Annotated in this window: 21 protein-coding genes and 3 tRNA genes; 6 read left to right on the top strand and 18 right to left on the bottom strand. The window is 54.5% G+C overall.

All coding sequences use genetic code 11. The features are described 5' to 3' along the window. Window positions 1-34: 34 nt before the first annotated feature. The 3 genes from HZS81_RS01905 to hemH all read right to left on the bottom strand — a co-directional run bounded on the left by HZS81_RS01905 (window position 35) and on the right by hemH (window position 4148). Window positions 35-466, bottom strand: coding sequence for a Na+/H+ antiporter subunit B (locus HZS81_RS01905; protein ID WP_179928846.1), 432 nt, complete (start codon window positions 464-466; stop codon window positions 35-37). After that, window positions 459-2801, bottom strand: a complete 2343-nt coding sequence (locus tag HZS81_RS01910; RefSeq protein WP_179929029.1) for a putative monovalent cation/H+ antiporter subunit A — start codon at window positions 2799-2801, stop codon at window positions 459-461. The genes HZS81_RS01905 and HZS81_RS01910 overlap by 8 nt, the downstream gene beginning before the upstream one ends. A 273-nt stretch (window positions 2802-3074) precedes the next feature. Beyond that, window positions 3075-4148, bottom strand: coding sequence for a ferrochelatase (hemH, locus tag HZS81_RS01915; protein WP_179928847.1), 1074 nt, complete (start codon window positions 4146-4148; stop codon window positions 3075-3077). 128 nt (window positions 4149-4276) lie between these two features. Here hemH and HZS81_RS01920 point away from each other — a divergent pair, with 128 nt between their 5' ends. Both HZS81_RS01920 and HZS81_RS01925 read left to right on the top strand, forming a co-directional pair. Further along, window positions 4277-5875, top strand: a complete 1599-nt coding sequence (locus tag HZS81_RS01920) for a cryptochrome/photolyase family protein (protein ID WP_179928848.1) — start codon at window positions 4277-4279, stop codon at window positions 5873-5875. After that, on the top strand, window positions 5872-6273 hold the full coding sequence (locus HZS81_RS01925; RefSeq protein WP_179928849.1) for a thiol-disulfide oxidoreductase DCC family protein: 402 nt from the start codon (window positions 5872-5874) through the stop codon (window positions 6271-6273). Before HZS81_RS01920 ends, HZS81_RS01925 begins: the two co-directional genes overlap by 4 nt. Window positions 6274-6306: 33 nt before the next feature. Here HZS81_RS01925 and HZS81_RS01930 read toward each other — a convergent pair whose 3' ends face one another. The 9 genes from HZS81_RS01930 to rnr form a co-directional block, all read right to left on the bottom strand. After that, complete coding sequence (locus HZS81_RS01930; protein WP_179928850.1) at window positions 6307-6609, bottom strand: DUF6482 family protein; 303 nt, start codon at window positions 6607-6609, stop codon at window positions 6307-6309. Window positions 6610-6825: 216 nt separating this feature from the next. Then, window positions 6826-7119: a hypothetical protein gene (locus HZS81_RS01935; RefSeq protein WP_179928851.1), complete on the bottom strand. Its 294-nt coding sequence runs from the start codon at window positions 7117-7119 to the stop codon at window positions 6826-6828. An 82-nt stretch (window positions 7120-7201) separates the two neighbouring features. Beyond that, entirely contained in the window at window positions 7202-8584 is a 1383-nt protein-coding gene (dnaB, locus tag HZS81_RS01940; RefSeq protein WP_179928852.1) for a replicative DNA helicase, read from the bottom strand. 170 nt (window positions 8585-8754) lie between these two features. After that, entirely contained in the window at window positions 8755-9201 is a 447-nt protein-coding gene (gene rplI, locus HZS81_RS01945) for a 50S ribosomal protein L9 (RefSeq protein WP_179928853.1), read from the bottom strand. Between the two features lie 15 nt (window positions 9202-9216). Continuing rightward, on the bottom strand, window positions 9217-10068 hold the full coding sequence (locus tag HZS81_RS01950; RefSeq protein WP_179928854.1) for a hypothetical protein: 852 nt from the start codon (window positions 10066-10068) through the stop codon (window positions 9217-9219). Window positions 10069-10080: 12 nt separating this feature from the next. After that, window positions 10081-10308: a 30S ribosomal protein S18 gene (gene rpsR, locus HZS81_RS01955; protein WP_179928855.1), complete on the bottom strand. Its 228-nt coding sequence runs from the start codon at window positions 10306-10308 to the stop codon at window positions 10081-10083. Between the two features lie 34 nt (window positions 10309-10342). Further along, window positions 10343-10711, bottom strand: a complete 369-nt coding sequence (rpsF, locus tag HZS81_RS01960) for a 30S ribosomal protein S6 (RefSeq protein ID WP_179928856.1) — start codon at window positions 10709-10711, stop codon at window positions 10343-10345. A gap of 194 nt (window positions 10712-10905) precedes the next feature. Then, window positions 10906-11706: a 23S rRNA (guanosine(2251)-2'-O)-methyltransferase RlmB gene (gene rlmB / locus HZS81_RS01965; RefSeq protein ID WP_179928857.1), complete on the bottom strand. Its 801-nt coding sequence runs from the start codon at window positions 11704-11706 to the stop codon at window positions 10906-10908. Window positions 11707-11768: 62 nt separating this feature from the next. Further along, window positions 11769-14114 carry a ribonuclease R gene (gene rnr, locus HZS81_RS01970; protein ID WP_179928858.1) on the bottom strand — a complete coding sequence of 782 codons (2346 nt, stop codon included), beginning with the start codon at window positions 14112-14114 and terminating at the stop codon, window positions 11769-11771. 293 nt (window positions 14115-14407) lie between these two features. On the opposite strand from rnr, the gene HZS81_RS01975 reads away from it, so the two are divergent. The 3 genes from HZS81_RS01975 to HZS81_RS01985 all read left to right on the top strand — a co-directional run bounded on the left by HZS81_RS01975 (window position 14408) and on the right by HZS81_RS01985 (window position 14771). Further along, a tRNA-Leu gene (locus HZS81_RS01975) sits at window positions 14408-14494 on the top strand. A 58-nt stretch (window positions 14495-14552) separates the two neighbouring features. Continuing rightward, window positions 14553-14639: transfer RNA gene (locus HZS81_RS01980), tRNA-Leu, on the top strand. Window positions 14640-14684: 45 nt separating this feature from the next. Further along, window positions 14685-14771: transfer RNA gene (locus HZS81_RS01985), tRNA-Leu, on the top strand. A 104-nt stretch (window positions 14772-14875) separates the two neighbouring features. Here the strand turns inward: HZS81_RS01985 and HZS81_RS01990 are convergent. Both HZS81_RS01990 and HZS81_RS01995 read right to left on the bottom strand, forming a co-directional pair. Then, window positions 14876-15730 carry a DNA/RNA non-specific endonuclease gene (locus HZS81_RS01990; protein ID WP_179929030.1) on the bottom strand — a complete coding sequence of 285 codons (855 nt, stop codon included), beginning with the start codon at window positions 15728-15730 and terminating at the stop codon, window positions 14876-14878. Between the two features lie 104 nt (window positions 15731-15834). After that, entirely contained in the window at window positions 15835-16110 is a 276-nt protein-coding gene (locus HZS81_RS01995; RefSeq protein ID WP_179928859.1) for an Lrp/AsnC family transcriptional regulator, read from the bottom strand. 280 nt (window positions 16111-16390) lie between these two features. On the opposite strand from HZS81_RS01995, the gene HZS81_RS02000 reads away from it, so the two are divergent. After that, on the top strand, window positions 16391-16705 hold the full coding sequence (locus HZS81_RS02000; protein WP_179928860.1) for a high-potential iron-sulfur protein: 315 nt from the start codon (window positions 16391-16393) through the stop codon (window positions 16703-16705). A 90-nt stretch (window positions 16706-16795) separates the two neighbouring features. Here the strand turns inward: HZS81_RS02000 and HZS81_RS02005 are convergent, their stop codons facing one another. From HZS81_RS02005 to HZS81_RS02020, 4 genes are all read right to left on the bottom strand, one after another. After that, on the bottom strand, window positions 16796-18361 hold the full coding sequence (locus tag HZS81_RS02005) for a SpoVR family protein (RefSeq protein ID WP_179928861.1): 1566 nt from the start codon (window positions 18359-18361) through the stop codon (window positions 16796-16798). Window positions 18362-18371: 10 nt separating this feature from the next. Continuing rightward, window positions 18372-19658, bottom strand: coding sequence for a YeaH/YhbH family protein (locus HZS81_RS02010; protein ID WP_179928862.1), 1287 nt, complete (start codon window positions 19656-19658; stop codon window positions 18372-18374). A 47-nt stretch (window positions 19659-19705) separates the two neighbouring features. Then, window positions 19706-21628 carry a PrkA family serine protein kinase gene (locus HZS81_RS02015; protein WP_179928863.1) on the bottom strand — a complete coding sequence of 641 codons (1923 nt, stop codon included), beginning with the start codon at window positions 21626-21628 and terminating at the stop codon, window positions 19706-19708. Between the two features lie 246 nt (window positions 21629-21874). Next, window positions 21875-22921: a threonine aldolase family protein gene (locus HZS81_RS02020; RefSeq protein ID WP_179928864.1), complete on the bottom strand. Its 1047-nt coding sequence runs from the start codon at window positions 22919-22921 to the stop codon at window positions 21875-21877. Window positions 22922-23004: the final 83 nt, after the last annotated feature.

The raw sequence follows: 23004 nt of genomic DNA on the forward strand, positions 1-23004 counted from the left end.
TCCCCGTTTTGCTGCGCGTATTTTGGCCTGTGGTTTATGGCTCATCTTTATCTACCTCCATGAGCGTCATTACCATCCCCGTCACGGAACCTAGCACCGCCAAATAGACACCAATATCGAATATCAGCGGGGTGGAGGCTTTAAAATCGATCACCGGAATCGTCCACCACTGCGCAGTTAAAAAAGGCTGATCGAGAAACCACGCCGGAAACACCGATATCATCCCCAGTAGCAGCCCAACGCCGATCAAATCGCGCGGGTCGACCATACGCAGTACTTCTTTGGTGGCCGTCACCCCAAACGCAAAAAGATAAAGTGTAAACGCACCGGCCGCGACCAACCCGGCAATGAAGCCACCACCTGGTTCATCGTGGCCGCGTAAAAGCAAAAACACCGAGAATAAAAGCTGCAGCGGCATGAGAAAACGCGCCGCCGTATTGAGAATAAGCGTGCCTGACTTAACCATCGTAAGGCTCCTTGGCCGCCGTTTTTTTGCCTTCAGTGACTGATGGAGGTGATGCGTCGTGGCGAAGTTTTAACATGGCGATGACACCAATCGCGGCAAGCGCGAGCACGAACATCTCACCCAGGGTATCCAGCGCCCGGTAGTCAACTAAAATGACGTTGACGATATTCAGCCCGTGTCCCAACGGGACGCTGTTTTCCACCATGTAGCCTGAAATCGGCTCAAACTGTTGGATACTCCACGCCGTGAGAATCAACAGACAAATCAATATCCCCACGGTGGCTGCCACCAACCCATCGCGAATTCGCTCAAGGCTGGTCGACAGGTTGGAGAACCGCGGTAAGCGGAAGAGAACCAACACCAACAGAATCACGGTGAGCGTTTCCACCAGCAGTTGGGTAATGCCTAAATCGGGCGCGCTAAAGAGGATAAAAATCATCGCAATCGAAAAGCCCATCGCGCCGACGGAGACCACTGCCCCCAAGCGAGAACGCGCAATCGCAGCAAACAGCGCCCCCATGGCCATCGTGCCGACCACCACCGCTTCGTGAAAGCGCACATCAAACTCAAACGCAATAATCGGGGAATGGCGCACCAGAAGCGACGTGCCCACCAATCCAATCAGCGTCAGCAGCATGACGAGAATATAATTGCGCATGTAGCCATTTTGCAGCAGCCGCGTTTGCCACTCAGAAAAGCGCACAAACGCTGCCATGATGGCCTCATAGCCGGCTTCCGGACCATTTCGCATAATCGGCGCCAGCAACAATAACTTACCGCGCACACGATCCCAGTGCCTGAATAGCCAGTAGCCCAAGCCCAGGCTCACCACCGACATCACAAGGGGCAAATTCACCCCATGCCAGAGCGACAAATATGCCTCAACTGGCTCGCCTACAACCGCGGATACCGTGGAGGAGACCAGCCCCGTTAGAAGCGAGGGCGCCACGCCCAATATTAGCGACAGCCCCGCAAGCAGCGCCGGCCCTATCAGCATGGCAAGCGGCGCCTCATGCGGTACGCGCGGGGTCTGGTGGCGCTTGCCATAAAACGGGCGTAACGCGACGACGGCCGCCACGGCAATCATCAGAAACGCTGCAGCAAAGGCCAGCACTATCAAAAACCCACGAAAGCGACTCGCACCAAGCACGGATTCAAACATCAACTCTTTGCCAATAAAGCCCAGTAGCGGCGGCACACCGGCCAAAGACAACGCGGCAAGCAGTGCTACCCCCGCCGTGATTGGCATCAACGGGCGCAAACCGCCCATCACCGTCACGTCTTTGGTGCCGGTTTCGTGATCCAAAATCCCCGCCACCATAAAGAGCGCGCCTTTATACAACGAGTGGGCGAGCAAAAAACCCACAAACGCCACTATCGCGCCCTGGGTACCAATGCCGAGTAGCAGCGTCAGCGTGCCCAGCGCCATGATGGTGGAGTAAGCCAACAGCTTTTTGATGTTGGTAAACTGAATTGCCATAAAGGCACCGGTAAACATGGTCACGCCACCCACCAACGTTAGCGTGTTGACCCAAAGCTCTGTGCCGCCTAATTCCGGCTGCAGCCGCGCCAAGAGATAAATCCCGGCTTTCACCATGGTCGCCGAGTGAAGGTACGCCGATACAGGCGTTGGCGCCGCCATGGCATTGGGCAGCCAGAAGTGAAACGGGAACTGCGCCGATTTGGTAAAAGCGCCAAGAAGCAGACAAATCAGCATGGGCGTGTACAGGGCGTGTTCACGCAGATCGATATCTAATTCACCAATCTCGTGAAGCGACCAGCTGCCAGATACCACCCCTAAAAGCGTTAACCCTGCCATCAGCGCCAGCCCACCACCAACGGTCACAAAGAGCCCTTGCCGTGCTGACTTTCTCGCCTCGACATCGCTATGGTTGAAGCCAATCAAGAGGTAGGAGGTAATGCTAGTGAGTTCCCAAAACACGAACAGCGTCAATAACCCATCGGCCATCACCAGCCCCAGCATTGACGCCATAAAGGCCATCAACGCGATGTGAAAGCGCGGCAAATCCGGGTGGCCTTTCAAGTACTCACCGGCATACACCAGTACGCATGCGCCGATGCCGGTAATCAAGAGGCCAAACAGCAGCGATAACCCGTCGAGCAAAAACGACAGGCTGATACTCAGCGATGGCACCCAGGCCCACTCCAGCAGCATAGCGCCATCGGCCACGACCGTTGGCGCTTGCAAGAGCAACCAGACCGCTAAAAGCGCTGGAAACAGGGCCAGCACTGAGCTCGTTCGATCCCCACACCAGCGGTGCAGAAGCGGTGACGCCGCCGCCAGCACAAATCCCAGCAACACGGCCAGTTGAATCAAGGGACTCTCCTTATGGGCTGCGTACGAGTTAACCCACCTGTAAACTAACGCCTTAGGCCTTATCTGAAAGCCGAGTCGTCATCCTCGTCAAGGCAGAAAAACACGGCGCACCCACTTTGTTTGTTGTCCTAATCTATAGCGTTTGTCGCACTCATCTATAGAGCTAAGCTGTTGTACCAAAAAGTGGTAATGAATTATAGGCATAGCAGAAAGGCAAACGGCGAGCCATGATGCTCGCCGTTAAGTGCCATACGTTTTGTATCGTGCGAATTAGCCAAGCCAGCCTCGCAGCTCATTGTTAACCACTTGCGTCAGCGCTTCGATATGATCATCACGGTCGTTCAAGCAGGGAATGTAGGTGAAGGTTTCACCGCCGGCTTCCATGAAGCTGTCATGGATCTCTTCCTGGATTTCTTCCAAGGTTTCCACACAGTCCGAGGAGAACGCCGGTGACAATACCGCGATATGCTTATGGCCTTGTTTGGCCAGCTCAGCGACGTGGTTCACCGTCTGCGGCCCCACCCACTTCTCGGGCCCGAACTGCGACTGAAACGCGGTATCGACCTCTTCTTTGCTAAATCCAAGCTTCTCACGCAGAAGGCGCGTGGTTTTCTGGCACTGGCAGTGGTAGGGGTCGCCTTCGAGCAAATAGCGCTCCGGTACACCATGATAACTGGCGACGAGTTTGCTCGGCCGCCCGTCTAAACTGTCATACGCCTCCTGTACCGAGTTCGCCAGCGCCTGAGTGTAAGCGGGGTGCTCATAGTAAGCCGGTACCGTGCGGATATAAGGCTGCCACTTCATTTTCATCAGCGTGCGGAAAGCCTGATCATTAGCCGTGGCGGTCGTGGGCGAACCGTACTGCGGATAGAGCGGGAAGAAGACAATACGCTCGCAGCCCTTCTCTTTCATGCGCGTGAGCACACTTTCCGTCGATGGATTGCCATAGCGCATACAGAAATCGACTTCGACATCATCGCCATAAAGCGCTTTGAGACGTTCGGTCATTTTTTCCGTCTGTGCGCGGGTGATAGTCAACAGCGGGCTTTCGTCTTTTTCTGTGTTCCAAATGCTTTTATAGGCCTCGCCGGAAGAAAACGGGCGCTTAGTCAAAATAATTAGCTGTAAAAGCGGCTGCCACTTCCAATTGGCATAATCGACGACGCGCTTGTCGGAAAGAAACTCATTGAGATAGCGGCGCATTGACCAGTAGTCGGTATTATCCGGTGTCCCTAAATTCGCCAGCACAACCCCCACTTTTGCTCGCGGGATGGGGGGGTGGTCACTTGGGGCGTTGACCAAGCGGCCTTCTCCCGGCTGATCCATCGCAACATCTGTGGTCATGCAAATCTCCTCTCGCAAACGCGCCACGTGGCCAAACACGTAACTTGTGATGTCATCGTAACATTTTTCGCAAATAGGCGGCATGAAGTTATACTATCAGCACAATTTGTATAACTATAGGCAAACTTATGTCCAAGCCGCTTATTATCCTGTTGGGAGATCAGCTGACGCTTTCACTGCCGACGTTGCGCCAGGCACCGGAAAACGCCGTCGTTGCCCTGTGTGAAGTAGCAAGTGAAGCGCATTACGTCCCTCACCATATTCACAAAATCGGTGTTTTTTTGGCGGCAATGCGGCATTTTGCCCAAACGCTGCGCGACAAGGGTTTCACCGTTCACTACAGCGCGTTGGACGACCCCGACAACACGCATACCCTAATCAGCGAGGCTGAGCGGTTAGCAAGTGCTTACGACTGCAATCATATTCAAGCGGTAAGACCCGGCGAATGGCGGCTTTGGCAAGCTATGCAAAACCGCCAGGATACCGCTTTACCTTGGCAACTATTTGAAGATGATCGTTTTTTCACCACGCCAGAGGATTTTGCTCAGTGGGCCAAAGGGCGCAAGCAGCTGCGGCTCGAGTATTTTTATCGCGAGCAGCGTAAACGCAGCGGGCTTTTGATGGAACATGGCGAACCCGCTGGCGGACAGTGGAACTTCGATCACGACAACCGCGAGCCACTTCCCGAGACGTTTGAGTCCCCTCGCCCACCGCAACACCAACAGGATGCGCTAACCCGTGAAGCGCTGGCCGTGGCTCAGCAACATTTTGGACACCATATGGGCACGCTCGAAACATTCAACTGGCCGGTCACGCGGCGCCAGGCACTCGTGGATATGCGTCATTTTTTAGATCACTGCCTGCCCGATTTCGGCCGCTATCAGGATGCCATCAGCGATACCGATCCCTTTCTGTTTCACTCGCGTTTAGCCGTCGCGATGAACATAGGCCTGCTCTCACCGCGCGAAGTGTGCAAGGCTGCCGAGACCTGCTATTACACAGGGTCAGCGCCGATTAACGCGGTAGAAGGTTTTATTCGGCAGATTCTCGGCTGGCGAGAGTACGTACGCGGCTTGTACTGGACACAAATGCCAAATTATAAGCGCGAAAACCGGTTGGGCTTTACCCGCGATTTGCCGGCTTTCTACTGGGATGGCAACACCGATATGCGCTGCTTACAGCGCGCGATTGAGATGACAATTGACAACAGCTACGCCCACCATATTCAACGCCTGATGGTGACCGGCAACTTTGCCCTGCTGTGTGGTGTGAAGCCAGAAGCACTGTGCGATTGGTATCTCGCCGTCTACGCCGATGCCTGCGAGTGGGTCGAACTGCCCAATACACTCGGCATGGTCCTCCATGCTGACGGCGGCTTGATGGGCTCCAAACCCTATTGCGCGTCGGGTAAATATATCGACAAGATGTCAGATCATTGCCAGCACTGCCGCTACTCGCCGAAACAAGTCACCGGGGCCAAGGCCTGCCCATTAAACAGCTTATACTGGCACTTTCTGGAAACACATGAGAACAAGCTGAGCCAAAATCCACGCATGAAGCTGATTTACGGCTCGCTCGCCAGGATGAAAACGGAAAAACGCGACGCCATGCGCCAGCAAGCCCAAGCGTTTCTCGCCAAACTCGACACCGCACCCGGCTACGGCGATGCCATTCACACCGACGGTTACGATGGCAAAACCCGACCCAACCCAGAGGCAACATCATGAGCCGTTTTCGCATGCTAAATGCCAAGGCACCGGTGACGCTGTTTCACGACGGCCATTGCCCCTTCTGCCGCGTTGAGGTCAACTGGCTCGGCAAACATCACCACCGCGAGCGCGTTAAGTTAGTGGATATTCAAGATAAGCATTTTTGTGCAGACGATTACGATACCCACTTTGATGCCATGATGGGCAAACTGCACGTGCTGGATAACCAAGGAAGGTGGTACATCGGTATGGATGCCAGCCGGGCCCTCTATGCAGTCCTGGGCTACCGGCGGCTGGTGTGGATTTCTTGCTTGCCCATTGTTAGCGCCGTGATGGACGCTAGTTACCGCTTTTTTGCTCGCCGGCGGGTAAGACTGGGGCAATGGTGGGAAAAACGCCAATCGCGAGCGAGATAGGCGCTTAAAGAACAGACGTTAAAAGAGCGAATGTTAAAAAACCAGTGGCATGCGCGATGTCAATGGCTCGCTGTAGTGAGCGTCACGGCCGATTACCTCGTCGTGGGGCACATGCTGTACCAAATACGCACGACGGATACCGGCGCGCTTGAGCTCATTGTAAACGTCTTCAAGCGAGCGAAAGAGCATCGGCTTACCCCGTTGGGATAGCATATAGCGCTCGCCTTCCACGTCCTCTAGCTCGGCTTGATAAAAACGGCTTCCTGCGTGAGTAATGACACGAATTTCAAAATTATCGTGCTTTTCAACAAAAGCCTTAAGTGCTTTAAGCTCCATGGCTCCCTCCTGTTATTAACTTTTTTTATTTACGTCGTGTCGTTGGGTTTGTCGGTGAATGCCTTTACGAATAAAGATCAGCATGACGCCACCCAATGACATTCCAATGGCTTTTATATGTCAGCCATATGACGATCGCAATATAGGAGAGTTCCTCGCTTGTTCATTCTCACACAGCTATGAAGCCGTTACGCAGATTACATCACATCCTTTTGCTTACTGATACTCGGAAGGATCGATGGCTTTGCCCAGGGAATTGCGGTCAATCCAATTCCCTGCTTTGGTTTCTTTATAGCGAAAGACCACCTTGTCACCAATAGCCACCGGCACTTCCGGGTCTTCGGTCTGATAGCTGTATTTCTCACCGTCGACAGTAAGATAGTAGCGGTAGAGATCTGGCATCCCCAGCCATTCTTTAAACGGCCCTTCTCTCTCCAGCTCCTGAAGCTCACCCCGCCCTTGAAGCTTAGGTACGCGCTGTCGATTACCGCGTTTAAAACCACCTGCCATCGCTAATCCCCTATCGTATGATGAAATGCACAAATACGTGTAAAAGGCTGCGCATTATACGGGCTCGCCGCCAAGGCTCAAGTTAGTCGCCAAATGCTTCACCATAGCTATCCGGCGCCAAATCTTCAAAACGCGTATATTTACCGATAAACGCCATGTGAACCGTTCCAATCGGCCCGTTACGCTGTTTACCGATAATCAACTCCGCCAATCCCTGGTTATCTGGGTTATCCGGGTTATACACCTCGTCGCGATACACAAAAGCAATTACGTCAGCATCCTGCTCAATCGCGCCGGATTCGCGTAGATCCGACATCACCGGGCGTTTATTAGGACGCTGCTCAAGCGAGCGGTTCAGCTGCGAAAGCGCGACCACTGGGCAGTTGAACTCTTTGGCCAACCCTTTGAGTGAGCGTGAAATTTCAGAAATTTCACCGGTGCGGTTTTCCGAGAAGCCGGGGATTTGCATGAGCTGCAGGTAGTCGATCATGATCAAGGCCATATTGCCTTGCTCACGCACCACCCGACGAATCCGCGAGCGCATCTCGTTGGGCGATAGTGCGGCGGTATCATCGATGAAGAGCTGTTTATCTTTGAGCAAATTCACCGCTGAGGTCAGGCGCGGCCAATCCTCATCTTCTAGCTGACCGGTGCGCACGCGGGTTTGATCAATTCGCCCGAGCGAGGAAAGCATCCTAAGCATCAAGGATTCAGCCGGCATCTCCATGGAGAACACCATAACCGGCTTATCACTTGAAATCACCGCATGCTCAACCACGTTCATAGCGAACGTGGTCTTGCCCATCGAGGGCCTTCCGGCAATGATCACCATATCGGAGGGCTGCAAACCTGATGTCATCTCATCCAGATCGCGGAATCCAGAAGATAGGCCGGTCATCTCGCCTTTGAGGTTGAAAAGCTCGTCGATACGATCAACCGCTTTGGTCAAAAGGTCACTCATACCGATGGGGCCACCGGTTTTCGGCCGCTCTTCGGCAATTTGGAAGACCAGGCGTTCTGCTTCGTTCAGAAGCTCATCCGCTGGGCGCCCTTGCGGCGCGAATGCCCCTTCCGCAATTTGATTCGCCGCCCGAATCAGCTTTCGCAGTGTCGCCCGTTCACGAACAATATCAGCATAAGCGCGGATGTTGCTGGCCGAAGGTGTATTGCGCGCAAGCTCCGCGAGAAAGGCTAAACCGCCGACGGTATCAAGCTGGTCACGCCCCTCCAGCGCCTCTGAAAGCGTCACCACGTCCAGCGGCTGACCCGCTTCGGCTAAATGATTCATCACATTGAACACCAAGCGGTGTTCGTAACGATAAAAATCGTCGGCGACCAAACGGTCAGAAATGTTGTCCCAGGCCTGGTTATCGAGCATTAGCCCGCCTAACACCGACTGCTCTGCCTCTAGGGAGTGCGGAGGCAGTTTCAGCGCTGCCGTTTCTTGATCAGCGATGTCCTGCATAACGAACTCCTTAGCTCAGCGCAATAAAGCAGGGGTGAAAACCAGCCGTAATAACACGATATTGTACCCCATTCGGGACGCCTATCTATCGAGGCGGAAATTGGGTCACTATAAACAGCAAAAGGCGCGGGGATTTCCCGCGCCTTTCAAACCGTGTACGGCGTGCAGAATTACTCTGCGACGACGACTACACGAACAACAGCATCCACTTCAGCGTGCAGGTGGAGAGCGATGTCATATTCGCCAGTTTGACGAATCGGGCCTTCTGGCATGCGTACTTCGCTCTTCGCCACTTCGATACCGGCAGAGGAGATAGCGTCTGCCAAATCGCGCGGACCGATTGAGCCAAACAGTTTGCCTTCATCACCGGATTTAGACACCAGCGACAGCTCGATGTCGTTGAGCTGCTCAGCGCGCGCTTCGGCTTCCGCCTTACGCTCTGCAGCTTGGGCTTCAAGCTCAGCACGCTGGGCTTCGAAAGCGGCAATGTTTTCTTTAGTGGCCGGAACGGCTAAGCCGTAAGGCACTAAGTAGTTACGACCGTAACCGGGCTTAACGGTGACTTTGTCACCCAGGCTACCCAGCTTACCAATTTTATCGAGCAGAATGACTTCCATCTCGTAAACCTCTTATCAATTGCTGCGGGCAAGGCGTGCGCGAACGTTCGCGAATGTATCCATTAACCCTATCAGCAGCACAATGAGAATCGTGGGCCACGTGGTGATCAGCAATAGATAGAATGCCACCAACCACAGCCCGTTCATTCCCTTTAATCCAATAACACCATGCACCAACGCAATACCCGCAATCAGCAGCGGCACCCAGATAAGCATCGAAAACGCGGGCAACTCAAAGAGCATACTCAGAACGCCCAACACAACCAGAACAGCAAGTTCTTTTGGTGCTAAACGTAAGGCATGAAACTCTTCGCGAAAGCCCCCCGGGTTGTAGAGCCCAGCTTGCCAACTGCGTGCTAATACTAAGCAGACAACCGCGGCGATCAAAACTACTAACCCCGTGACGCCGCCAACCACTAGCTCAGCCAACGTTTGCGTATCGTAACCCTGCTGGGTCAGCTCACTTAGCACCTGCTCGACCTCTTGCGAGCTCTCACGCAGCTGCGTAAGCATTGCCTCGGTACTTCCTGGTGGGGTAAAAATACCCAACTGCACCATCACGGAGGCTGCGATAGCGCCAAGTATCAGCGCTTCACTCCAGCGCATACGCTCACGCAGGACAACCGCCATCAAGGACACCAGAAGAACACTGGCCAGTGGTATCACATCGCCTTGCATCCACCACCAACCGGCGGGGAGAGCGGCGGCAATAATCACGGGTAGCGCAGGGGCAAACCCTTTACGTAGTGTGACAAGCCCGGCTATCGCCGCCCCCAGCCAAAATAGCCAAGGGATTAATGACGCAAGTGCTGCGACGCCTACAGCATAAGGCGTCGCCTGCATCAGCCATCGGGCAAGTGCCAGCATCACGTTAACGGCTTACTGGTGGCTATCGGTATAGGGCAGCAGTGCTAGGTAGCGAGCGCGCTTAACGGCGCCTGCTAGCTGGCGCTGATAGCGTGCTTTGGTGCCGGTAATACGGCTCGGAACGATCTTGCCGGTTTCGGTGATGTAAGCCTTCAGCGTATCCAGATCTTTGTAATCGATCTGCTTGACGCCTTCAGCAGTGAAGCGGCAAAACTTACGGCGACGGAAAAAACGTGCCATGGATGAGCTCCTTTATACGTGCAATGAGGGTGAATTAAGCGGTTTCAGCGCTCGGCTTTTCTTCGCGACGCGGACGCTTTTCTTCAGCCGGCTTCATCATCGGTGATGCTTCGGTGATGGCTTCTTTGCAGCGAACAACCAGGCTGCGGATGATAGCGTCGTTGAAGCGGAAGATGTTCTCGATTTCTTCGAGCGTCTCGCCGGCACACTCAACGTTCATCAACACGTAGTGGGCTTTGTGGATCTTGTTGATCGGGTAAGCCATGTGACGGCGTCCCCAATCTTCTAAGCGATGCACCGTGCCACCATTTTCGGTCACGATGCCTGTATAGCGCTCGACCATTGCCGGCACTTGCTCGCTCTGATCCGGGTGGACCATAAACACGATTTCGTAATGACGCATGGAATCTCCTTGCGGTTTGGCAGCTTCACTGAGACGTATGCCATTGGCAATACGTGCACAAGGAAGCAAGGAGTTAACTGAAATGCATTCAGCACCGCCGTGCTAATCGGCAGTGCCAAGGCATCAAGCAGATCTGGTAAAAAACCAGTAGATATAACGAATGCCTGCTTACAAGGTAAACAGGCGGAAGTATTCTAGTGGGACATTGGCTGACTTGCAAGCTGGCGTTGGCGCACCGCTTCAAACAAACAGATGCCGGTGGCAACGGATACATTGAGACTTGAGACCTGGCCCGCCATCGGCAGCTTGGCCAAGTGATCACACGCTTCACGGGTTAGGCGGCGCATCCCTTTGCCTTCGGCTCCCATGACCAACGCAACAGGGCCAATAAAATTCATCTCATACACACTAGCACTGGCCTCACCGGCGGCACCGGTAATCCACACGCCAGCATCTTTAAGCTTACCCAGCGTACGCGCTAAGTTAGTGACTTGGTAAACTGGCACGGATTCCGCCGCGCCACAAGCCACTTTTCGTACTGTCGCATTCAGCGGGGCCGCTTTATCCTTGGCCACAATCACCCCATGGGCACCAGCCGCATCGGCGCTACGTAAACAGGCGCCAAAGTTGTGCACATCGGTCACGCCATCGAGCACAAGAAACAGCGGCGCTGCCGCCGGCTGCCATGCCCGTAGTTTGAGCAGTAGCGACTCCTCGCCTTCAGGTATTAGTGGCGGGCAAAAAGCCACCACCCCCTGATGCGAAGCACCTTGGGTTAGCTGATCCAACGCCTCCCGTGGGTGCTCTTTTATGCTCGCGCCAGCGGACTGCGCCTGAGCTATGATCGCGTGAAGCCGCTTGCTCGCGCCTTGCTGCACCCATAGCACCTTAGGCGACTCACCGCGCTCTAGCAGACTTTCTAGTGCATGAACCCCAAACACCTGGTCCAGCCCTTCGGGTGGACGCGGCCCACGGCGTGATGACGCTGATTTCACTCTTAATCCTTATACGTTGCCAGTCTTAGTTTTCGTCGTAACAAACTAAACTCACAGCGAGTTTACGGTTTACGCGGCCCGCGGCGAGAACGGCGCTGGCCGTCATTGTTATTACGCTTAGCCGGTTGCTCATTGCGCTGTTTACGCGGCTGACGGCGAGGGCGCGGCTTCTCATCGGCGAGACTGAAATCAATCTTGCGATCATCCATGTCGACGCGCGCTACCTGAACCGTGACGCCGTCGCCTAAGCGATACGACGTTCCGGTGCGCTCGCCTTTAAGGCGATGTTTTTCTGCCTCGTAATGGTAATAGTCAGACGGTAAGGAGGTGACGTGCACCAACCCCTCGACAAAAAACTCATCAAGGCGCACAAAGAGGCCAAACTGCGTGACAGACGCCACCGTTCCTTCGAAAGTTTCGCCGAGCTTGTCGGACATGAACTCACATTTCAGCCAACTCTCGACGTCGCGAGTCGCATCATCTGCGCGGCGCTCGGTCATTGAGCAGTGCTCACCCAGCTCAACCATTTGCTCAAAGGTGTAAGGACACCACTTGCTCGGCGGCTCTACCGGCGCACCTTCGACCCGCAATACCGTATTGGTTTGCCGCGGCCCACGCAGCACCGAACGGATCGCGCGATGCACGAGCAAGTCTGGGTAACGACGAATCGGTGAGGTAAAGTGAGCATATGCTTGATACGCGAGACCAAAATGCCCCTCGTTTTGCGGCGAATAAACCGCTTGATTCATCGTGCGCAGCATCACCGTTTGGATGATATCGGCGTCGGGGCGACCGGCGATGGTTTCACGCAGGGTTTGGAAATCCTGCGGCGTAGGATCGTCTCCACCCGGTAGCGTTAACCCAAGCTCGTTTAAGAACAAGCGTAATTTATCCAACCGTTCGGGCGTGGGTTTTTCGTGAATGCGGTACAGCGCTGGAAGATCGTGCTTATCCAAAAAGCGCGCCGTCGCCACGTTCGCCGCAAGCATGCACTCTTCGATCATTTTGTGCGCATCATTACGGCTACGCGGCACGATTTTTTCGATCTTGCGCTCATCATTAAAGATGATGGCCGTCTCGGTGGTATCAAAATCAATCGCGCCGCGCTCTTCCCTCGCTTTACGCAGCAGATGATAGAGCTCGTGCAGATCTTTAAGCGGCGCCACGAGGTTTTGGTGCTCCTTGCGCAACGCCTCACCCTCTTCGCTCTCCTGATCCAACATCGCTGCAACTTTGTTGTACGTCAGGCGCGCGTGAGAGTTCATTACCGCCTCGTAGAAGCGGTAACGGCTGATAGCCCCTGTCTTCGAGATATTCATCTCGCAGACCATTACCAAACGATCCACTTGAGGGTTCAGCGAACAGAGCCCATTAGAAAGAAGTTCCGGCAACATAGGAACAACTTGGCCGGGGAAGTAAACCGAGTTACCCCGTGTGCGACCCTCATCGTCCAGCGGTGCACCGGGGCGCACGTAATGGGAGACATCGGCAATCGCTACCAGCAATTTCCAGCTGCCTGACTTGGTCTTCCACGCGCAGACGGCATCGTCAAAGTCTTTGGCTGATTCGTCGTCGATGGTGACAAGCGGGACATCGCGTAGGTCAACGCGGTTTTGCTTGTCATCCTCCTCTACTTCCGCAGAGATCGTGGCGATTTGGTCCAGCACTTCCGGCGGAAATTCGGCAGGAATATCATAGCTACGGATCGCAATATCAATTTCCATACCGGGGTCCATGCGCTCACCCAGCACTTCCACTACCTCACCAACCGGCTGAACGCGTGTCGCCGGCTGCTGGGTAATGTTGGCAGAAATCACTTGGCCATCTTTTGCCCCGCCGCAAGCACTGTGCGGAATAATGACCTCTTGGGTGATACGTGGATTTTCCGGGATCAGAATGCCAAATTCAGGTGTATTGCTGCGATAGACCCCGACCATGGTTTGCGTGTTGCGCGCCAGCACCTCTGCAATCGTGGCCTCATCGCGACCGCGGCGGTCACGGCCGCTGATACGCACGAGGACATAGTCACCGTGAAAAACACGCCGCATCTGCCTGGGGGGCAAAACGAGATCGGGCTTTTTGCCATCGTCGCGCAATAAAAAGCCAAAGCCGTCGCGGTGCCCTAGCACTTTGCCCTTGATCAAATCTAGCTTATCAATCAAGGCATAAGCACCACGCCGGTCGCGCAGCACTTGGCCATCGCGTTCCATGGCAGCAAGACGGCGGCGCACGGCTTCCAGCAGGTCTTCATCTTCAAGACCCAGCTTGCGGCTCATATCTTCATGAGTAATCGGCCTGCCATACGTTTCCAGCGCTTCTAACAAATATTCCCGGCTTGGCGCGGGGTTATCGTATTTATGCGCTTCGCGGCTGGCGTGCGGATCATCACTTAACGACCAGTGCTTCATACGGTCAACATCCTTGATGGCGTTATTAAAAAACAGTGACACATCGCAGGCGAAATACGCCGCGGACGGGCAGGTTCAGCGCTGTAAACGCGAAAAATATCGGAGTTTTGTTTGGTCATCCACCCAGTATAGCGCCGCCAGATCAATCACCCAACCGTCTAAGGCGCGAAATTAGTACGCAACCCTGCTTAAAACAGGCCTAACGCATCGTCTTATAGGCTCAAAACTGGGCGCCTTGAAGGCCGCGAAAAGTCTTGCATTTCATCGCTGCCTCGGTATCATACGCGCCACTTGCCCAGATGGCGGAATTGGTAGACGCGCTAGCTTCAGGTGCTAGTGTCCGTATGGACGTGGAGGTTCAAGTCCTCTTCTGGGCACCAATGATTGACGGTATAAATGTTTTCGTCATTTATTAGTGCAAAAGCAAGATTTGTGTTCGCCCAGGTGGCGGAATTGGTAGACGCGCTAGCTTCAGGTGCTAGTGACCGTATGGTCGTGGAGGTTCAAGTCCTCTCCTGGGCACCACGTGAACACAAACAGTAAGAAAGCCTAAAAGACCGTATGTGAAATGCCCAGGTGGCGGAATTGGTAGACGCGCTAGCTTCAGGTGCTAGTGTCCGTATGGACGTGGAGGTTCAAGTCCTCTCCTGGGCACCAAGGCAATACCGATATTCCCTCTATTATTACTCCCCTATCATTAAAAAACGCGACCAACCAGCGCCGCGCTTAATATACCTATACCTACCCACACCCCGCCGACTTTACTGAAATCGTCCTGGCCTATTTGCCACTTGCTCAACGGCCCAGCCCTGCGTGCGAATTTTCTCTTCTAGCGTTGATTCAAGCGAAGCCGAAAGCTCAGGGAAAAAGTCGAGCCCAGTGCGTGCTTCCACCTCGTCAATGGATACCAAATAGTCATCTAACGGCTCATTGCCGCGAACATTCTGCGGCATGATAAACGCCAATGCGCGCGGTGTTTCCGGGTGCGGCGCGACGATAATTTTATAAAACGCCTCAGGCACTTCAATAAAACCAACGCGGTTGAAGGCGTTATCCATAAAGTTTTCAGGATAGATAGGCCCTGTCACCACTTGCAGGCGCTCATACCGTGTCGCGAAGTGGTCCATCACCGCTTCTTCTAAGCGCTGCCAAAGCTGCCGGTTTAAGTTCGGCCGTTGCGGCGACATGTTACTCATAAAAAACGTATCGACCTGCGCGTCGCGACCGTGCACCGCGGCGATAGCGTAGTTGGGTGCTAAATGGCCGCGATCATAACCACTACCAGCATAGCTATCGGTACTAATCGGCCACAGAGTGCGCCAATCGGCTTTAAACCCTGGACGCGAGCCAATGCTGGCATTTTCCACCGCCTCTACTTGGTAGCTGACCCACAGCGCACCCGCGCGCACATCAGACCATCCGACTAAATAGCCTTCATTACGAAAAACACGATGAAATGAGGTCAGGGTTAAACTCTCCCAGCTGGGCACGCCTGCCCAGGTATAAGCATCGCCGTGCTGACGCTCCTGATATTGCCATAGCCCTGAGCCCAACAGCACAAAAAGCAAAGACACACCAAGGCGGCGCCCTTGACGACGCCAGCGTAAAAACGACATACCCAAACGGCGACACTCCTCATCATTAACCTAAAATACACGTAACACTTAGAAGCACAGCGTCACGCTTGCTTAGCCCATGCACCTTAACAACGCGACATGCCTTACCAGCCGAGTGAGAACATCGTCTCAAGGTCGTGGCGGGAATGAACCTGCATTGCATTGAGAGTTTCGGTGTCGCTAATTCCCTCAACGGTATTCAAGCGCTCAGTGACGAGATCCGCCAGGCTTTCAAAATCACGGGTGCGTGCAATCGCGACCAAATCGTAGCGGCCACATGTGGAATAGACTTCACTAATGCCTTCAACATCGGCTAAACGCTCTGCCACAGCTTTGACCTGGCCCTTCTCGGTATTGATTAAAATCACAGCATTTTGCATTTCACGACCTCACTTGCACACAGGAAAATGATAATAAATAGAAGCAGTTTCAGGAGTATAACAGCGCCCTGCCAAGCCGCGTAGCCTTGCAAGAAAGCCGCCTTTTAAATACCGCGCGTGGCGAATTGTCGCTACCGCGCTAAGGTTATTCGCACTCTGGTGCGCGTTCCGCTAATATGTTGATGAACTCCGAAAAGCAGGTCTTGTCGGAGCTTTAAAGAGGTGGAAAACCACCCGATCACCGTGACCAAACGTCAGACCGTGACGAGAAGGAGATATCATGGCTAATTATAGTCGTCGTGACTTTATGCGTAACAGCGTGCTCGGCCTTGCCGCTTTGCCGCTGGGTGCCGGCATCCTGTCGAAAACAGCCTTTGCCCAAGACCTGCCGCGCCTGGACCCATCTGCAGCCAACGCCCAAGCGCTTAATTACGTAGAAGTCGCAAGCGAAGCCAGCGACCACCCGGCTTACGAGGAAGGTGAACGCTGCGATAACTGCATGTTCTACACAGCTGAAAACCAAGGATGCCAGCTGTTCCCGCAGAACAGCGTCGAGCCGGCTGGCTGGTGCCAGTCCTGGACGTCAGCAGGTTAAAACTAGCGCGCATACAACGCTAAGCACAAAGAAGCCCGCCTATGCGGGCTTCTTTGTGCTTAAAAAGCCAAAAGCCGCCGTTCGCTCTCTTTATTCCTGCGTGTCCTCAACCGGCCAATGGTAATGTCGCATGATACGACCCTCCTGCATCGACACCAATTTCACCGGAAACCCCCACAGCTGATGCAGATGACGCACCACCGGGTAGACGCTACGCGCAAGCGGCCGACGGCTGTCTTGAACATGATGCAGGGTAAGCGAACGATCTCCGCGAATCGCCGCTTCCACCACTTGGATATTCGGCTCCCGCACCGATAACGCATACTGCGTCGCGAGAGCCTCGCGCACGCGGCGATAGCCACGCTCGTTATGAATGGCCGCGACATTCAGCATCTCTTCTTGATCGTCATCCACCACCATGAAAAGTTTGAGATCGCGCATGACCTTGGGCGACAAGAACTGCTGAATAAACGACTCATCTTTAAAGTTACGCATGGCGAACTCCAACGTTTCCCGCCAGGGGCTGCCCGCCATGTCCGGAAACCACTGACGATCCTCCTCCGTTGGCGCTTCACAAATACGCTTGATATCCATGAAAATCGCAAACCCCAGCGCATAGGGGTTGATGCCGCTGTAATAAGGGCTATCAAAATCGGGCTGATTAATGACCGCCGAATGCGACTGCAAAAATTCTAGCATCAGCCCTTCATCGACCGTGCCCTCATCGTACAAGCGGTTCATCAATGTGTAGTGCCAAAAGCACGCCCAGCCCTCGTTCATCACCTGTGTTTGCCGCTGAGGATAAAAATACTGCGCCAGCTTGCGTACGATACGTACTATTTCGCGCTGCCAGGGCGCAAGAAGCGGCGCGTTCTTTTCGATGAAGTAGAGCAGATTTTCTTGCGGTTCTGGCGGGTAGACGCCGCCAGCATGTAGCCCCAGCGGGTCGTCCTCCTGCGATAGCGAGCCCGGTAGCGGTTCACTGCCGTCTGGGGCATCCGGAATGGTTCGCCAAAGCAGGTTCACCTGGGTTTGCAGATACGCTTCGCGCTCCGATTGGCGCTTGGCCTCTTCCTGGGCGGAGATAGGCGATGGGCGCTTGTAGCGATCCACGCCATAGTTCTGCAGCGCATGACAGGCATCCAACAACTGCTCGACCGCCGCCACCCCGTGACGCTCTTCGCACTTGGCGATGTACTTACGCGCAAACACTAGATAGTCGACGATGGAGTCGGCATCCGTCCACGTGCGAAACAGATAGTTCCCTTTAAAAAACGAGTTGTGTCCGTAGCAGGCGTGCGCCATTACCAGCACCTGCATCATCAGCGTGTTCTCTTCCATGAGATAGGCAATGCAAGGGTTGGAGTTGATCACGAGCTCATACGCCAACCCCATCTGCCCGCGTTTGTACGCCTGCTCCACGGCGAGGAACTGCTTACCGAACGACCAGTGGTGATAGCCCACCGGCATACCCACGCTAGCGTAGGCATCCATCATCTGCTCGGTGGTGATGACTTCCATCTGGTTGGGATACGTATCCAAGCGATACTCATCGGCAAGCCTTGCAAGCTCGGCATCAAAGCGTTCCAACACAGCAAAGCTCCAGTCCGAGCCGGTCGCAATGGGTTGGCGTTTTTTTCTCCCAAGAGCACTCATCAGAACCTCCTTACCCGGCTTGGCTCAAGCGGCGCTTGAATAGCTCGCGGAATACCGGGTAAATCTCGCCCGCTTCGACAATCTGGCGCATGGCGAAACGCTCGGGAAATTGTGCCGCCACGCTTTCGTACTCCTGCCACAGCGATTGATGGTCGTGAGGCGTGATTTCCACGTAGGCGTAATACTGCAGCTGCGGCATTAACTCTTTGACCAGCAACTCGCGGCAAGTGCCGGAATCATCGTCCCAGTTATCGCCGTCGCTGGCCTGGGCCACATAAAGATTCCATTGGTTCGGCGGGTAACGCGCCTCAATAATGTCGTTCACCAGCGTCAAGGCGCTCGATACGATGGTACCGCCGGTTTCGCGGGAGTAGAAAAACTCCTCCTCGCCGACCTCGCGGGCGGTGGTGTGGTGGCGCACAAACACCAGCTCCACTTTTTCGTAGTGCTTCTGCAAAAATAGGTAGAGCAGCAAAAAGAAGCGTTTGGCGATGTCTTTATGCTGCTGGGTCATCGAACCGGACACGTCCATCACGCAGAACATCACGGCTTTGCTGGAAGGCTGTGGCTGCGCTTGCAACTGATGGTAGCGCAGATCGTACGTGTCGATGAACGGCACGGCTTCGATGCGCTTTTTCAACCGCTCAATTTCCGCTTTCAGTTCGCTGATGCGGGCGGGGTTGCGTAACACCGGGTCTTTTCGCTCTTCTGCCGTTAGTGCCGCTTCGGCTTCTCTAAGGGCACGCTTGATCGGCGCGCGCATGGCGATACGCCGAGCGTAAGCCTCGCGCATCGAGCGGGTAATGCTGATCCGCGACGGCACGCCCTCACGCGCCAACCCCGCCCGCACCATTTTTACTTCTTCCATTGATTTCAGCGGCTTGCGCTGCAGGTGCGGCAGTTCCAAACCGTCAAATACAAACTCCAGAAATTCTTCCCGGCTTAGGGTAAAGGCGAATTCGTCCATGCCTTCGCCCTGATTGGATGCACCGCCTTCGCCTGCGCCACCACCGCCCTGACCGTCGGGGCGGCGGATTTTATCGCCTTCAACAAACTCCTTGTTACCCGGCGCGACAATACTTCTCTCCCCGCCGTGTCCGTGCTGAAAAACCGGCTCGGAGATATCTTTGGCGGGGATCGAGACCTTTTCCCCGCGCTCCATATCGGTAATGGAGCGGCGGTTGACCGCTTCTTCCACCGAGCGCTTGATATGCTTGCGGTAGCGCTCTAAAAAGCGCTGCCGATTGACCGCACTTTTGTGCTTGGCATTGGGGCGTCGATCAATAAAGTAGGTCATACGACCTCCTAAAAACTGGCATCGAGCGTAAAATACGAAAACCGCACCTACTGCGATTTACGCACGCGCAGGTACCACTCGGACAGCAAGCGCACCTGCTTTTCGGTGTAGCCACGCTCTTTCATACGCTCGACAAAATCTTCGTGTTTTTTCTGGTCGGATTTCGATGCCTTGGCGTTGAAAGAAATCACCGGCAGCAGCTCTTCGGTATTGGCGAACATCTTGTGCTCGATCACGCCTTTGAGTTTTTCATACGACTGCCAGCTCGGGTTCATGCCATTATTTTGCGCCCGCGCCCTTAGCACAAAGTTGACCACCTCGTGGCGGAAATCTTTGGGGTTGGAAATGCCCGCCGGCTTTTCGATTTTTTCCAGCTCTTCGTTGAGCGCCTGGCGATCCAACAGCTCGCCGGTTTCAGGGTCGCGGTACTCCTGGTCTTGAATCCAGAAATCGGCGTAGATCACGTAGCGATCAAAAATATTCTGGCCATACTCGCTGTACGATTCCAAATACGCGGTCTGGATCTCTTTACCGATAAAGTCGACGTAGCGCGGCGCCAAGAACTCCTTAATAAACCCCAGATAACGCTCGAACACCTCGGAGGGCAGCTGCTCGCGCTCAAGCGCTTGTTCCAACACGTACAGCAGATGCACCGGGTTGGCGGCGACTTCGGTGCTGTCGAAGTTGAAGACTTTGGAGAGAATTTTGAACGCAAAGCGGGTCGAAAGCCCTTCCATGCCTTCGTCTACGCCCGCTGCGTCGCGGTACTCTTGAATCGACTTCGCCCGTGGGTCGGTGTCTTTCAAGTTCTCACCATCGTAGACCCGCATTTTGGAGTAAATACTCGAGTTTTCCGGCACCTTCAAGCGCGAAAGTACCGAGAACTGCGCCAGCATGCGCAGTGTATCCGGCGCGCAGGGAGCATGGCGTAGCGAGGAGTCTTCCAGCAGTTTCTGATAGATTTTGATCTCTTCAGAAACGCGCAGACAGTACGGCACCTTGACGATATACACCCGATCAAGAAACGCCTCGTTATTGCGATTATTGCGAAATGCCTGCCACTCGCTTTCGTTGGAGTGGGCAAGAATGATGCCGTCAAACGGGATCGCGCCCATGCCTTCGGTGGGGTTGTAATTACCTTCCTGCGTTGCCGTGAGAAGCGGATGCAGCACCTTAATTGGCGCCTTGAACATCTCGACAAACTCCATCAACCCCTGGTTGGCGCGACAAAGCCCGCCGGAAAAGCTGTAGGCGTCGGGGTCATCTTGTGAGTAAAGTTCCAGCTGGCGGATGTCCACCTTACCCACCAGCGACGAAATATCCTGGTTATTCTCATCGCCCGGCTCGGTTTTGGAGATGGCGATTTGATTAAGCCGCGACGGATAAAGCCGTACCACGCGAAACTGCGAAATATCACCGCCGTACTCTTTCAACCGTTTAGCCGCCCAGGGCGACATCACGCTCTTTAAGTAACGGTGCGGAATACCGTACTCTTTCTCCAACAGCTCGCCATCTTCCTCCGGTGAGAAAAGCCCCAGCGGTGATTCATACACTGGTGAGCCTTTAATGGCATAAAACGGCATCCGCTCCATCAGAAGCTTCAAGCGCTCCGCCAACGACGATTTACCCCCGCCGACAGGCCCTAGCAGGTAAAGAATCTGCTTGCGCTCCTCTAGCCCCTGCGCCGCGTGACGGTAGTAAGAAACGATCTGTTCAATGGCCTCTTCCATACCGTGAAATTCGGCAAAAGCCGGGTACCGGCGGATGACCTTATTGGAAAAAATCCGCGAAAGCCGAGGGTCTTTTGCCGTATCAATGACCTCGGGCTCACCAATCGCTTCCAACATTCGCTCCGCCGCGCTGGCATACGTAGTGGGGTCGCGTTTACATAGCGCCAAGTACTCTTCTAGGCTCATGTCTTCTTGCTGAACACGGGCGAAACGGTCTTGAACGTGGTCAAAGATGCTCATGGAAATCTCCTATAGCCCAGACTCGGAGGCTAAAAACCCAGCGGGTTGATTCACTTCCAAGTATCGCTTTATCAGCTTAGCCAGCATTAGCGGAACGTGATGCCATTTCCTTCAACGCAGCGCAAAGTGGCCGGTGGCTAATGCTTAAGAGAACCCAATGAGTCAATAAGTTGCGTTGAATGTGGCATTGCACATTGAACGCAGCACCCGCCTCGCCTTGCAGCGAAGCGGGCCAGGTGGGGCGTTTTACGCGTCCAAGGCCGCGCGGATATCGTGCAAAAGCTGATCCAGCAATGCCGTCGACGTATTCCAAGAGCACACAAACCGTGCGCCACCCGCGCCGATAAAGGTATAGAAGGTCCAACCTTTCGCTTTCAACGCTTCAATGGCATTTAGCGGCAATTCAACGAAGACGCCATTGGCTTCGACAGGAAACATCAGCGATGCACCGGGCAAGTCCGCCAGGCCATCGGCCAGGTAGCGCGCCATCGCGTTGGCGTGTGCGGCGTTATGCCACCACACGTCGTTGTCCAAAAGCCCCAGCCACGGCGCGGCGATAAAGCGCATTTTGGAGGCGAGTTGCCCTGCCTGTTTGCAGCGGTAGGCAAAGTCTTCCGCGAGGTCACGGTTGAAAAACAGGATGGCTTCGCCAAAAGCCAGCCCATTTTTGGTACCGGAAAAACACAGCGCATCGATCCCCACTTGCCAGGTTAACTCGGCGGGAGAGGCATTTAACCCCACGCAGGCGTTAGCAAAGCGGGCACCATCCATATGCAGGCGCAAATCGTACTTATCCGCCATGGCGCGAATGGCGAGTAGCTCCTCGCGGGAGTAAACCGTGCCGACCTCGGTTGCTTGGGTGAGCGAGATAACTTTGGGCTTGGGGTAGTGTATATCGCTGCGCTTGGTCACAAGCGCCTCGATCCCTTCTGGCGTCAGCTTGCCGTTAGCCCCAGGGGAAGTAAGCAGCTTCGCGCCGTTGGAGAAAAATTCCGGCCCGCCGCACTCATCGGTTTCGATATGCGCCAACTCATGGCAAATCACACTGTGGTAGCTGCGTCCCATGGCGGAAAGCGCCAGCGAATTGGCCGCTGTGCCGTTAAAGACGAAAAACACTTCGCAGTCGTAGTCGAACATTTCGCGAAAGCGATCTGCCGCGAGGGCCGTCCAGCGATCATTGCCGTACGCCAAGTCATCCTCGTGATTGGCCTTCAGCAGCATTTCCATCGCTTCCGGGCACATACCAGATGTATTGTCACTGGCCAAAAAACGCGGGCTACACTCTGATGTCATGGGCAAAAATCCTTATTATCTGAAGATGACTCGCGCCAGCTATTTACCGTAAGCGCGAACGGCTCCCCAAAGAGAGCCGTGCT

It is taken from the genome of Vreelandella salicampi (genome assembly GCF_013415105.1).
GTDB classification, from domain to species: Bacteria; Pseudomonadota; Gammaproteobacteria; order Pseudomonadales; family Halomonadaceae; genus Vreelandella; species Vreelandella salicampi.